This window comes from Flavobacterium sp., from assembly GCF_027490375.1.
Classification (GTDB): domain Bacteria; phylum Bacteroidota; class Bacteroidia; order Flavobacteriales; family Flavobacteriaceae; genus Flavobacterium.
Genome location: NZ_JAIXYH010000075.1, coordinates 1 through 12,758, shown reverse-complemented (window position 1 = coordinate 12,758; position 12,758 = coordinate 1). Strand labels below are relative to the sequence as shown.

Sequence of the window (12,758 nt, the reverse complement as noted above, 5' to 3'; positions counted from 1 at the left end):
GTTTGATTCTTCGACATACAGCAGCTGCTCTAAGCGTTATTCGTTTGATGCTGCGCCAAAGATTACACTCATAGTCTTATCTTAAGACTTTGTTACTTCGAAGCTTTTAGGTTTCTTTACTACTACAAGTTTATCAATCGATAAACTAAAATCTGTAGGGCCATTAAAGATTAGTTGAAAATAATCGGACAAATTGGTCTCACTTAAATTTCGAACAATGGCTGTTTTAACAAGTACGTTACGGTCCATAAACCGATGTTGCACTTCTTCAAAATGGCGAAATGCCATTCTTTGAAAGGTCGGAAAGAAATCTTTCTCTGTTGTTTCGGCTTCTAAATAGATATCAAAGATGTGTTTCTTTTTACGTTTAACCAAAAACATCTTAATATTAGATTTCGTTACGATACTGTCTTGATAGACGTTTTCCCTTTCAGTATAAATTTTTAAATCAGGAGCGTTGATTTGCGTTCCCTTCATTCTATAAGAAAAGTCGTAAACAAAATTGTGTTCAGTTGGTTTATCCCTTCTCGGACGATTAGTGTAGTAATGGATTATACGAGATCGATAATCTATAATAGTTGCAGAAATTTTACCTTTCTTGGTAGTTATAACATTCGCTAAAATTAAGCTATCCTTGCTGCTAGTGTAAATAGATTTTAAATACACGAAGGGCTCATAACTCCGCCGATCAATTTTATAAGTAACGCAATAATCAAAGTGATAATCTTGCTGCGAGTAGGATGACATGGATAATAAAGAGCAAGTCAGGAAAAATAAAATTACTTTCCATTCAAAAAAAGGCCGAAAATACTCCTTTAAATTTAACTGTACATTTATCCGTTGTAATACTAACATCGAACGAATATACAAATATATCTTAACTACAAAAAAAAGACCGCCAATGCAGCGGTCTTCTTTATTATTCGAATTTTGTATTTATTCGGATTTTTCGTCGCGGTTTTCGCGCGGTCCTCTGTTATCTGGTCTTGGGCCTTTGAAATCTTTTCTAGGTCCGCGATCGTCGTTGCGTGGCCCACGGTTTTCATCGCGCGGCGGACGATTCTCGTCTCTTGGAGGACGTGGCAATAAAGCCTTTTTCGAAACACGTTCTTTCTTCGTTTTCGGATCGATACCCATGTATTTCACTTCGAAAACATCGCCCATGTTTACCACATCGGTTACATTTTCAGTACGTTCCCATGAAAGTTCCGAAACGTGTAGCAAAATTTCGTTTCCAGGCGCCGCTGTGTACTCTACAACTGCACCAAAATCTAGTAATTTAATCACTTTGACCTCGTAGGTTTCGCCTACTTCTGGTTTAAAGATGATGCTATCAATTTTCGCCAATACCGCTGCAATTCCATCCGGATCGGTACCTAAAATTTCAACAACGCCTTGTTCGTCAACTTCATTGATAACAATCGTAGTTTTGGTCGCTTTTTGCAATTCTTGAATCACTTTTCCACCAGGTCCGATAAGCGCTCCGATGTATGCTCCAGGAATGGTTCGCATAATGATTTTCGGTGCAAATGTTTTCACATCGGCACGCGGTTGCGCCATCGTTTCGGTAAGCTTGCCCAAGATATGAAGTCGGCCTTCACGTGCTTGATCCAAAGCTTTTTCCATGATATCGTAAGCCAAACCGTCGATTTTAATATCCATCTGGCAAGCCGTAATACCGTCGGCAGTTCCGGTAACTTTAAAGTCCATATCACCTAAGTGGTCTTCATCACCTAAGATGTCTGACAATACCGCCCAACGACCGGTTTTGCTGTCGCTAATCAATCCCATGGCTATACCTGAAACGGGCTTAATCATTTGTACACCCGCATCCATTAACGCCAAGGTTCCGGCACAAACGGTTGCCATAGACGACGATCCGTTCGATTCTAAAACTTCAGAAACGATACGCACGGTGTACGGGCAATCAGCAGGAATCATGTTTTTCAAGGCACGTTGCGCCAAGTTTCCGTGTCCAACCTCACGACGCGACGTTCCGCGTAATGGTTTAGCTTCTCCGGTTGAGAATGGTGGGAAATTATAGTGTAAGTAGAATTTTTCTTCTCCTTGTTCTGAAGGCGAATCGATGATGTTTGCTTCGCGCGACGTACCTAATGTAGCGGTTGCTAAAGCTTGCGTTTCACCTCGTGTAAACAAAGCCGATCCGTGAACACGTGGCAAATAATCCACCTCGCACCAAATAGGTCTGATTTCGGTAGTTTTTCTGCCGTCGAGGCGAAGTCCTAAATCAAGAATCACGTTTCTAACGGCTTCTTTTTGCGTTTTGTAAATGTACTTGCTAATTAAGTCGCCGTTTTCTGCCAATTCTTCTTCGGTAAAAGTAGCTTTAGCAGCTTCTTTAATTTCAGAAAAACGCTCGCCACGTTCTTGTTTTCCTGTTCCCGACTGTGCTACTTCGTAGTATTGGTTGTACACCAACTCGTGAATTTTCGCTTCTAGTTCGGCATCGTGTCGTTCTTCTTCGTAGGTACGCACTTCTTTTTTGCCGAAAGCATCGCGCAAACGTTCTTGGGCATCGATTTGAATTTTGATGGCTTCGTGTGCAAATTTGATGGCTTCTACCATTTCTTTTTCAGAAATTTCTTTCATTTCACCTTCCACCATAGCAATGGTATCGCGTGAAGCACCGATAATCATGTCGATGTCGGAATTTTCGAGTTGTTCTTTACTCGGGTTGATCACGAATTGACCGTTGATACGACCTACGCGCACTTCTGAAATAAGTGTTGGGAACGGAATATCCGATAGGGCAAGGGCAGCAGATGCCGCAAGACCTGCGAGTGCATCGGGCATAACCGATTCGTCGTGCGACATCAGTTGAATCATCACTTGCGTTTCGGCGTGATAATCGTCAGGGAAAAGAGGTCTGAGAACGCGATCTACTAGTCGCATGGTAAGCACCTCGGCGTCGCTTGGTCGGGCTTCTCTTTTGAAGAATCCTCCTGGGAATCGTCCGGCGGCGGCGAATTTTTCGCGATAATCTACGGTTAGGGGTAGAAAATCGATGCCTGGACTAGCTTTTCTTGCGGAAACAACCGTTCCGAGCAACATGGTGTCGCCCATTCTAATTACAACAGAGCCGTCTGCCTGTTTGGCAAGTTTTCCGGTTTCGATTGAGATGGTTCTTCCGTCTCCTAAATCGATAACCTCTTTAAATACGTTTGGAATCATAAAAATTTAATTCACTTGATTAAACAATGGGTAGCTGTGTTGTTGTTGTAGTTGTGTGCGCCCAATGAAAAACCGTACTTTTTTTCTGCTTTTGGCAATTTGACTATCAGTTGTTTAGGGCTGAAAGTCGTGTAAAAAAAAGAGGCGCGTAAGCACCTCTTTTCCCTTTTGATTATTTTCTAATATTCAATTCCTTGATGATTTCGCGGTATCTGTTGATATCTTTGTTTTTCAGATAATCAAGCAAGCTTCTGCGCTTTCCTACCAGCTTTACAAGAGATCGCTCGGTGTTGTAATCGTGGCGATTCTTTTTCAAGTGACCTGTTAGGTGGTTGATACGGAATGTGAACAAAGCGATTTGACCTTCAGCCGAACCTGTGTTTCCAGCTGAACCGCCGTGCTTTGTGAAAATTTCTTCTTTTACTTCTTTAGTTAAGTACATGCTAATATTGTTAAAATGATTATTATGTATGAATTGTTGTTTTTGCAATTCGGCTGCAAAGGTATGTTTTAATTTGTGTTGTGCCAAATAAAATTTAATGGAGTTGTTTTGGTCGAGTTTATGTAAGGTCTCAAATCAAGAAATATTACTTTAGCTTCTATAGAATTGAAGTGTTGTAAGCAGGTGTCAAATTAGAAGGCTGCTAGTTAAAAGCAGTTTATTCTCATCAAATTAAAGAAGATATTTTGGCTTATGTTCCTTTGTTGTAACCGGCTTCGATGTTTCTATTTTTTTAACCTGAGTTAATATGACAAACGATAGATTACTATCAACTTTCAAGCTTCTGGTCTAAATTATCTAATAGTTATAGGCAACGTATATAAAGCACGTATTTTCTTACCATACATTTCGGCAGGAACCCACCTTGGAGCCTTCTTAAGCAATCGCATAATTTCTTCCTCGATGTCGGGCGCTACTTTTTTTAGCACCTTTATGTCTACTAAACTTCCATCAATGTCCACAACAAATTGAGTTATAATTTTACCTTGTCCGATCCACTCATCTCTAACTTTAAAATTTGAAGCTAGATATTTGTTAAAAGCTAGCGTTCCACCGGGAGGTTGAGGTCTTACAATAGCATTGGAAAATTTGTGTTCTTTATTTTGAGCGTCGATGTAAATACCTGAAACAAATTTCCCCATTTTGTACAGTTTTATCCAGCGCTCCTTTGTTATTAAATTGTGTCTAATCCAATTGCCATTTTGAAAGCCATCCACAATTTGCCCTTTTTCTATAACATTGTCGTTATTATCTTCGAAAATGCCTTTGCCGTCAGTTATAAGCTGTTTTCCAGATTTATCCCAAAACGATACTGTTTTAAGTATTGGTGGGTGTAAATCATCGTCGCTTTTTTCGTATGTACCCTCTAGTTTTTTAGCGCCGGTTTCGTAGTACGTAATGATTCTACTGCTATCAGAAGTATCACTGTAAATCCGTATCGATTTTATCTCACCACTACCGAAATAGGTAGTCTCTTCACCTGTTTTTTTCCAAAATTTTTCAGACTTAGACCAACCTTTTGCATATAGCGTTCCGTTTTTCAAGTATTGCGTTACTTCAAAAGCTTGCTTATTGTCGTCAAACTTTCCGAAATTTAAATAATAGTGGGAATATTTGTTTGAAGTTTCATTACCTAGAGAATCAAGGTCAACTCTATTAGAAGTTTCTTGTGCTAGTGAAACTTCAAAGAATAGCGTCGTTACTAATAATAATCGTAAAATTCTCATAATTTATTTAATACAACTTCACAACTTCGACATTCACCTGCTCCAAAAAGCGCTCGTCGGCAACGCCGAAGGCATCGAGGGTTTCAGAGTCGATGTCGATCTGGCCAATATTCGCGCCATTTACGAATAAGGGCACAACTATTTCCGACTTTACCGTCATGCTGCATGCAATGTAATTATCCTGCGCACTCACATCCGGAACCACAAAATTCTGATTCGAAACCGCTACTTGTCCGCAGATTCCTTTTCCGAACGGAATAACTGTATGATCGGTTTCTGCACCCGCGTACGGACCCAAGATCAGTTCTTCTTTATCGCCGTTTCTAAAATAGAAGCCAACCCAGTCGTAATAACTGATGTTCTCCTTCAATAAATCGCATATTCCTTGCAGCTTTTCTGTTCTGGAAGAAGTTTCTTGTGCGCAAATTTGCTGCACTTGACCGAGTAATGCCGTAAATTCCATTCGTATTTTTTTGCAAAGGTATTACAGGAACTCGCATCGATTTACATACTTTTGTTAAAAAAAGGAATTGAATTATTATCAACAATATAAGCCGTTTATACACTTTCTTGGACGCTTTTTCTTGTCGTATATTGTAGCAACCGTTATATATCAAACCTATTTAAGATCATTAGATTTAGCGATTTTCGAACCCGATTTTTTCACTAAAATCGTTACCGAACAAAGCGTGTGGCTTTTAAACACCTTGGGTTACGTAGCATCCATGGGGCCGAGCATCAACGAACCCGCTTTTCGCATTTACCTAGGCGCCGAGTCTGTGGTACGTATCGTCGAAGGCTGCAACGCGGTTAGCATCATGATTTTATTCACTGCGTTTGTGATTGCTTTTACCGGTAAATTGAAATCGACCGTTCTCTTTATAGTAAGCGGTGTTCTCATCATTCACTTTTTGAATATTGCCAGAATTGTTGCGCTGATTTTGGGACTGAATGCATATCCCGAATACGGAAATTTAATGCACGATGTTGTCTTTCCGTTGCTGATTTACGGTGTAACGTTTGTGCTCTGGATTGTCTGGGTAACTAAATTTTCGAATTATGCTAAATAAACTCCTCCAACATAAATTACGTGTTTTGCTTTTTGCCGTGTTTGTGGTTTTATTAGCTGCAGTTCGTTCATTTGAAAACGATTTGTTCTACGATCCTTTTATTTACTTTTTTAAGCAAGATTTTTACGGAAAGCAATTGCCGCACGCCAATACCATGCTTTTATCGCTGAGCATGCTTTTTCGATTTTCACTCAATACGCTCTTTTCCCTCGGAATAATTTATGCCTTGTTTAAAGACTGGAAATTAGTTCGATTTTCGGCAGTTCTTTACGGAATTTTCTTTCTGGTTGCGATGTTTATCTTCCTAGCCATTTTAGTGTGGACGCGAAATGAAAACCTGATGCCCATGTTCTACGCTCGCCGTTTTATCATTCATCCGATTTTAGTTTTGCTATTCGTGCCGGCTTTTTACTTTCAACGAAACACAATTGTCAAACAAAAGTAAATTATCCAATTTCTCTCTAATTTCTGGCGACGTTCTTCGTGGAACAGCTACATTACGAAGATTTTAAGTAAGCATTTAAGTTTTTTAAGACAGACCTCCATATCTTTGTACTGTGAATTTTAAGAAGTACATAGCGATTTTCTTAGCACTGACGGTAATGAGTACCGCTCAGGGATTCGCATTTACCGCTCATTTTTGTGGCGATAAATTAGCTTCGCTCGATTTCTTTAGTCAAGAAGACAATTGCGAACCAGTTACCAAAAAAGATCAAGGATGTTGCGCTATCAAAGCAAAACAAGACAAACCTTGCTGTACCGACAAAAAAGTAGAGCTAAAAGCCAAAAAAGATTTTCTGGTTGAAAAGTATCCCGACTTTTCTGCGGTGGTCGCAACAGCTTTCCAATCGCAAGCCCTAAAAGCTGTACTTGTTTCAAAATGCGAGCAAGAACAAATCTTAGAACTACTTCCCGATGCGCACGCACCACCGCTTTACATTTTATTTTGTGCGCTAAGAATCCATTTGGGTTAAATTATTGGTTTTTGAATCAGTAATTAACTTTTAATGGATTTTTATAATGAATAAAATAAAGGTTTTATGCCTTTTTGCACTTGTGTTTAGTGCTAATACTTTCGCGCAAGATACCTTACAGGAAGTAAATCTAAAAGCGAATGAACGCTCGCTAAAACAACTGAAAAAGCCCGCAGCCAACACCTATGTGATGACAAAAAAGGAGTTGCTAAAAGCTGCATGTTGTAATTTGGCAGAAAGTTTCGATACCAATCCGGTTATTGATGTTGCTTTCGCAGATGCGTTAACCGGCGCAAGGCAAATAAAAATGCTCGGCTTAACATCGCCGTATCTTACAATCACTGAAGAGAATATTCCGTCGGTTCGAGGTGCCAGTCAGGCTTTTGGTTTGTCGTTTACGCCAGGCACGTGGATTGAGAGTATTCAAATTACAAAAGGTGCCGGTTCGGTAGTCAACGGTTTTGAAAGTATTTCCGGACAAATTAATACCGAATTGCTTAAGCCGTTCGAGGCAGAACGATTTTTCGTCAATTTCTACGGCTCTTCCGATGCGCGATTTGAACTCAATACGCATATTTCCCAAACCCTATCGCAGCGATGGAAATCACTTTTGCTGGTGCACGGAAATGCTCGTGTTGTTCAAAACGACATGAATCACGATGGTTTTCTCGACAATCCAACCGGACAACAAGTCAATATTCTCAATCGGTATCAGTACACCAACAACGAAAAAGGAGTCGTCGGATTTTTTACGTTCCGATACCTAAACGACCAGAAAATAGCCGGCCAAAAAGATTTTCGCGACCATGCCGGATTTCTGCACGACGGCGCTTGGGGTTCCGAAATCAATACGCAGAGATTCGATGCGTCAACTAAAGTTGGCTACGTGTTTCCAGACATGCCGTTCCAATCCATCGGATTTCAAAACGCATTTTCGTATCACAATCAAGAAGGGTTTTACGGACTAAATCAATACGGAATTAGCCAAACAAATTTCTATTCAAATTTGATTTTTAATTCTATCATCTCGAATACGTTAAACAAATTTGCAGCTGGATTGTCGTTTAATTTCGATCAGTATGGCGAAACAGTTCGTGTACCCAATTTCGTGGCAAACCCGCATCGCATCGATACTTCGGTTGGAGCTTTCTTTGAATATACGTACGACAATACCGACGATTTTAGTGTAGTAGCTGGCGCTCGAGTAGATTATCACAACCGTTTGGGCGTTTTTGCTACACCGCGTTTACACGCACGTTACAACCCTTGGGAAGGCGGTACACTTCGAGTTAGCGCCGGACGCGGCAAACGCATTGCCAATATCTTTGCCGAAAACCAACAATTTCTTGCCAGCAATCGAATTTGGAATGTAGCTAGCGGCAACGGCGAAATTTATGGACTAGATCCAGAAATTGCGTGGAATTACGGTTTTAGCTACTCACAATCGTTTAAACTTTTTAAACGTAGTGCCAGTATTGGTGCCGATATTTACCGCACCGATTTTCAACAACAAGTGGTTATTGATCCGTACCGAGCCAATGAATTATCGGTTCGTATGCTTCAAGGCGATTCGTTTGTTAATGCCGTACAGCTCGATTTTAGCATCAACATCTTAACGCATCTGAACTTGCGAACTTCGTATAAATATTACGACATGAAAACCGATTTTGCGTCGGGTGCAAATCAACGACCGCTGCAAGCAAAACACCGTTTTTTTGTAAACGGCGAGTTTTCGACACATGAACACGAAAATGGTTCACGCTGGAAGTTCGATGCAACGTATAATTGGCTCGGATCGCAAGTACTACCTGCCACAACCGATTTGCCGCAGAAGTCGGCTGCATTCGGCACGCTAAACACCCAAGTAACCCGCGTTTTCTCCAAAGTTTTCGAAGTGTACGGCGGCATTGAAAACGCAACAAATTTTAGACAACCTCAAGTAATTAGTGGTGCTAACGATCCGTTTGGCAACAATTTCGAGGCCTCGGTAGTTTATGGCCCTGTTTTTGGAAGAATGTATTACGCAGGATTGCGTTTTAAAATCAATTAACTATATATCATGAAAAATTTAGTATACCTCGTTTTGTTGTTTGTGGCTTTTTCCGCACAAGCACAACAAAAAAATAAAAATGCAAAAGTAAATATCGAAGTAAACGGCAATTGCGAGCAATGCAAGAAACGCATCGAAAAGGCTGCGTACAGCGTACCTGGTGTTAAATCGGCCGAATGGCATATCGACGACAAGGTTTTACACCTCATCATAAACGAAACCAAATGTTCAGTAGCCGATGTTGAGAAGGCGATCGCAAAAATAGGGCACGACACCAACAATGTAAAAGCCAGCGACGACACCTACAACAAACTGCACCATTGTTGTAAATACGATCGCAAGGAGTGATATGCGGACCATATATCATATAAACGGACTGACGTGCACAAGTTGTAAAGCTACCGTTGAAAGTACATTGTCGGTTTTGCCCGATATGCAACACGTTTTGGTTGACATGGCCGAAGGAAAGCTCGTAGTAGATGCTGCTGTTCGCTATTCGGCAGAAGCACTAAACGAAGCCTTGCCCGGAAAATATACCGTAACGGCTTATCACGAAGTAGAAGAACCCGCGCCTGTAAAGCAGAAAGTAATCGAAACCGAAGCTGAGGTTTCTAAATTAAAACAACTGTTTCCGCTTTTTTTAATCTTCGGATTTCTTTTGCTCGGCACCGTTCTCGGAAGCGTTCCCGAGTTTGAACCCAAACGAATGATGCTGCTTTTTATGGGCGTGTTTTATCTTGTTTTCTCGTTTTTCAAACTCCTAGACGTGAGCGGTTTTGCACAAAGTTTTGCCATGTACGATCCGATTGCCGCCAAGAGCCAAAGCTACGCACGCGCTTACCCTTTTCTGGAACTGCTTTTAGGCATTTTGTTTTTGCTTGAAATGGCAATTGTTCCGGCGATTATAGTGAGTTTAATAACGTTAATTCCCACCACTTTAGGCGTAACGCGAACCTTATTGCACAAGCAAAAAATCCGCTGTGCCTGTTTGGGAACCGTGCTTAAATTGCCGATGACCGAAGCAACTTTTATCGAGAACAGCATCATGATCGTTTTGGGAGTGGCTATGTTGTTCGGCTAACTTGTAGTTGACTGATCGTTAGCGTTCTGAAAAGGTAGTTGCTTTTAAATCGCTTAAAAACGCGTTAATAAATTGGTAAACACATTGGCTGCGCTAGGCAGTAGCCGCATTAATTAGTATTTTCGCCCATACAATCACAAAACAAACACAGATGGAAAATTTTGAATGGAAAAACTTACTAGACCCGTTGTTCTATATTCATTTCGATATAAACGGTCTAAAAGTTGGCTTATTCATCGTGTTGTTTATCGTTTTTGCCGAAACCGGTTTGTTCGCGGGTTTCTTTCTTCCCGGTGATAGCTTGCTTTTTCTAGCAGGTATCTACAACCGCGAACTCATCGAAAACGTGGTTTTCATCGAAAGTGCTTTTTTAAACGTTACCCTTTTATCTACGCTCGTAGCAGTTGCGGGAATTTTGGGCAACATTGTAGGGTATTGGTTTGGTGCCAAAAGCGGTTATTATTTGTATAGTAAAGAAGACAGTTTTTGGTGGAAGAAAAAGTACTTGGTTCAGTCGAAAGATTTCTTCGAAAAGCACGGAGGTCGCGCCATCATTTTTGCGCGTTTCGTTCCCATTTTCCGAACCTTTGCACCCATTGTGGCAGGTATTGTAAACATGGATCGCAAAAAGTTTATGTTTTACAACATTCTAAGCTCCTTCGTTTGGTCGTTTTCGCTCATTTTCGCCGGGCATTATTTGTACGGTTTCTTGTTGGAGAATTATCAAATCGATTTAAAAGAACACATCGAAGTTATTGTTATTGGCTTAGTTGCTGTTACTATGATTCCGGTGATATACAAGTTCGGCAAAAAATCGGTAGCGCCAACAAACGAAACCGATCCGGAGTAGTTGTCAATGTTAATTATTTTAAGGGCCTAATCCGGCTATACACTGCAAGCTTTGTCAAAAAGCCGTGCCTCACAAACAAAAAAAGCGCTTCCGTTGGTCGCGCTTTTTTTGTTGTTTGGCAAAACGGCTTTTTTACCAAAGGCTTTCCGTTTCTATCCGGGGCAGGGAAGGGGGGGAAGATTATGAGATTACAAGATTACAAGATTACAAGATTGAAAAATTGAAAGATTTCGAGATTTTGAGATTTCGAAATTGAAAGCTGCTGAGAATTTGCTTTGCGTTCTTTGCGTAATAGCTTTGTGTTCTTTGCGGTTAATTTAATGGCGGTTCGGGAGGAAAATCGACACGTTAAGTAGTGAACTCATCAAAGTCTTAAAACTCATTACGCCAATCTTGTCGGTTAAAAAATGTGGAAAAACCGTAATTGTATGTCGATTTTTTTCGAAAACTTCGTCACGTAGGGCGGGAGGGATACGTAGGGACATTCCCCATACGAAATTCCTAAAAATTAATTTTACGGAAAAACCATACTTTTTTAAAATTTCGAGATTTCGAGATTTCGAGATTGAAAGATTTCGAGATTGAAAGATTGATAGATTTCGAGATTGAAAGCTGCTGAGAATTTGCTTTGCGTTCTTTGCGTAATAGCTTTGTGTTCTTTGCGGTAAAAAAAGTTTGTTTAAACCACGCTAAGATAAGATGCTGTCTGATTTCATTTAGCAACGAGGTATCTGTAAAGAATTAATTACCAATTGCTTAGTAGTTGTTTTATTTTTCTTCTTGTTTATCTATAAAGGTAGCAATTACGCTGCTATTTGTAATAAATAAGTAGCCAATTAAAGAATTTAAGCTATCGAAAACGATCCAAGAGGCATCGCGGTAATCGGTAATAAGTTCTTTCTGTTGCAGGAATTGATAAATGTTTTGAATCAGGCTCGGTAAACTTTCAATAAAGGTAAGTCCGCCGATGAGAACAATGATAATTTTCAAAACGGTATGTTTAGAAGTACTTATTTCAAGTCTGCTCTCTTTAAAATTTCGTTCCAATTTTAAAACTTTTATAAGCCAAGCAGATTTGAACAAGAAAAGGACGGAAATATACAGATAAGCAAATAGGGCAAATAGTCCAATAGATATTTCTGAAATAGAAGAGTTCCAGCCATCCTCTATTTGGCTTACGAGTAGTAAAGAGGTAAGCTGAGGAAAAATGTAAAGACAATTCATCAATAGCCATAGCCCAATACCCTTCAAGACCAAGTTCCAAAAAGTGTTAATCTCCATATACTTTTTTAATTGATATTAGATTGCTAAGATCAGCAATTTTTTACTGAAATTGAGAATGGTTCTTTTAAAGTATATTCGTTAAAACTAAGTGTTTTATCAGTTTAGTAATTAGGTATGTTTGAATTTTGCAAATGATTGCCTCAGTCGGATTTAATTTCAGGAGGGAATCGGGTTAGGAATTCTAAGATTTTGAGATTTTGAGAATGCAAGATTTTGGGAGCACAATGTTTCACAAAGTGTTTCACAAAGTACACGATGTTTGCATTTGTCAGGCTCTACTAGCAGCTTTTTTAGCTCGCAGAAAACACTGAAACGCACAGAATTTTGTCGAATTCTATACCGCTGAGGAAAACGCAGAACGTTTCGTTATCCAAAAATGACATCTGCCTTCGACAGGCTCAGGCACCGACGATTCGGGGTTCGGGCAGATAGACGGCACGTCAAGTGGCAAACTCATTAAAGTCTTAATACTTAATACTCCAATCTTAATACTAAATCGACAAGTTAAGTGGTGAATTCATCGAGTCTA

At 40.0% G+C, this 12,758-nt stretch carries 13 protein-coding genes; 7 read left to right on the top strand and 6 right to left on the bottom strand.

Features of this window, described 5'->3' with window-relative positions; all coding sequences use genetic code 11:
- Positions 1–81: 81 nt before the first annotated feature.
- The 5 genes from Q0064_RS11195 to Q0064_RS11175 form a co-directional block, all read right to left on the bottom strand.
- On the bottom strand, positions 82–747 hold the full coding sequence (locus Q0064_RS11195; RefSeq protein ID WP_298148320.1) for a hypothetical protein: 666 nt from the start codon (positions 745–747) through the stop codon (positions 82–84).
- Positions 748–936: 189 nt separating this feature from the next.
- Positions 937–3,192, bottom strand: a complete 2,256-nt coding sequence (locus Q0064_RS11190; RefSeq protein ID WP_298148319.1) for a polyribonucleotide nucleotidyltransferase — start codon at positions 3,190–3,192, stop codon at positions 937–939.
- 172 nt (positions 3,193–3,364) lie between these two features.
- Entirely contained in the window at positions 3,365–3,634 is a 270-nt protein-coding gene (rpsO, locus tag Q0064_RS11185) for a 30S ribosomal protein S15 (RefSeq protein ID WP_094487111.1), read from the bottom strand.
- Between the two features lie 353 nt (positions 3,635–3,987).
- Complete coding sequence (locus Q0064_RS11180) at positions 3,988–4,920, bottom strand: hypothetical protein (RefSeq protein ID WP_298148318.1); 933 nt, start codon at positions 4,918–4,920, stop codon at positions 3,988–3,990.
- A 7-nt stretch (positions 4,921–4,927) separates the two neighbouring features.
- Complete coding sequence (locus tag Q0064_RS11175; protein ID WP_298148317.1) at positions 4,928–5,383, bottom strand: GAF domain-containing protein; 456 nt, start codon at positions 5,381–5,383, stop codon at positions 4,928–4,930.
- Positions 5,384–5,450: 67 nt separating this feature from the next.
- On the opposite strand from Q0064_RS11175, the gene xrtF reads away from it, so the two are divergent.
- The 7 genes from xrtF to Q0064_RS11140 all read left to right on the top strand — a co-directional run bounded on the left by xrtF (position 5,451) and on the right by Q0064_RS11140 (position 10,945).
- The gene (gene xrtF / locus Q0064_RS11170; RefSeq protein WP_298148316.1) at positions 5,451–5,990 is read left to right on the top strand and encodes an exosortase family protein XrtF; all 540 of its coding nucleotides are present in this window, start codon (positions 5,451–5,453) and stop codon (positions 5,988–5,990) included.
- Positions 5,980–6,435 carry an exosortase F system-associated protein gene (locus tag Q0064_RS11165; RefSeq protein ID WP_298148315.1) on the top strand — a complete coding sequence of 152 codons (456 nt, stop codon included), beginning with the start codon at positions 5,980–5,982 and terminating at the stop codon, positions 6,433–6,435. Before xrtF ends, Q0064_RS11165 begins: the two co-directional genes overlap by 11 nt.
- A gap of 112 nt (positions 6,436–6,547) precedes the next feature.
- Entirely contained in the window at positions 6,548–6,964 is a 417-nt protein-coding gene (locus Q0064_RS11160; RefSeq protein WP_298148314.1) for a hypothetical protein, read from the top strand.
- Positions 6,965–7,010: 46 nt separating this feature from the next.
- Positions 7,011–9,014 carry a TonB-dependent receptor gene (locus Q0064_RS11155; RefSeq protein ID WP_298148313.1) on the top strand — a complete coding sequence of 668 codons (2,004 nt, stop codon included), beginning with the start codon at positions 7,011–7,013 and terminating at the stop codon, positions 9,012–9,014.
- A gap of 9 nt (positions 9,015–9,023) precedes the next feature.
- Complete coding sequence (locus Q0064_RS11150; protein WP_298148312.1) at positions 9,024–9,362, top strand: cation transporter; 339 nt, start codon at positions 9,024–9,026, stop codon at positions 9,360–9,362.
- Between the two features lies 1 nt (position 9,363).
- Positions 9,364–10,095, top strand: coding sequence for a heavy-metal-associated domain-containing protein (locus Q0064_RS11145; RefSeq protein ID WP_298148311.1), 732 nt, complete (start codon positions 9,364–9,366; stop codon positions 10,093–10,095).
- A gap of 151 nt (positions 10,096–10,246) precedes the next feature.
- Positions 10,247–10,945, top strand: a complete 699-nt coding sequence (locus Q0064_RS11140; RefSeq protein WP_298148310.1) for a VTT domain-containing protein — start codon at positions 10,247–10,249, stop codon at positions 10,943–10,945.
- 768 nt (positions 10,946–11,713) lie between these two features.
- Here Q0064_RS11140 and Q0064_RS11135 read toward each other — a convergent pair.
- Positions 11,714–12,226 carry a hypothetical protein gene (locus tag Q0064_RS11135; RefSeq protein WP_298148309.1) on the bottom strand — a complete coding sequence of 171 codons (513 nt, stop codon included), beginning with the start codon at positions 12,224–12,226 and terminating at the stop codon, positions 11,714–11,716.
- Positions 12,227–12,758: the final 532 nt, after the last annotated feature.

Excerpts from the sequence above, each read along its gene's own strand:
- Q0064_RS11195 (WP_298148320.1), bottom strand. The coding sequence starts at position 747 with ATGTCATCCTACTCGCAGCAAGATTATCACTTTGATTATTGCGTTACT.
- Q0064_RS11190 (WP_298148319.1), bottom strand. The coding sequence starts at position 3,192 with ATGATTCCAAACGTATTTAAAGAGGTTATCGATTTAGGAGACGGAAGA.
- rpsO (WP_094487111.1), bottom strand. The coding sequence starts at position 3,634 with ATGTACTTAACTAAAGAAGTAAAAGAAGAAATTTTCACAAAGCACGGC.
- Q0064_RS11180 (WP_298148318.1), bottom strand. The coding sequence starts at position 4,920 with ATGAGAATTTTACGATTATTATTAGTAACGACGCTATTCTTTGAAGTT.
- Q0064_RS11175 (WP_298148317.1), bottom strand. The coding sequence starts at position 5,383 with ATGGAATTTACGGCATTACTCGGTCAAGTGCAGCAAATTTGCGCACAA.
- Q0064_RS11165 (WP_298148315.1), top strand. The coding sequence starts at position 5,980 with ATGCTAAATAAACTCCTCCAACATAAATTACGTGTTTTGCTTTTTGCC.
- Q0064_RS11155 (WP_298148313.1), top strand. The coding sequence starts at position 7,011 with ATGAATAAAATAAAGGTTTTATGCCTTTTTGCACTTGTGTTTAGTGCT.
- Q0064_RS11150 (WP_298148312.1), top strand. The coding sequence starts at position 9,024 with ATGAAAAATTTAGTATACCTCGTTTTGTTGTTTGTGGCTTTTTCCGCA.
- Q0064_RS11145 (WP_298148311.1), top strand. The coding sequence starts at position 9,364 with ATGCGGACCATATATCATATAAACGGACTGACGTGCACAAGTTGTAAA.
- Q0064_RS11140 (WP_298148310.1), top strand. The coding sequence starts at position 10,247 with ATGGAAAATTTTGAATGGAAAAACTTACTAGACCCGTTGTTCTATATT.
- Q0064_RS11135 (WP_298148309.1), bottom strand. The coding sequence starts at position 12,226 with ATGGAGATTAACACTTTTTGGAACTTGGTCTTGAAGGGTATTGGGCTA.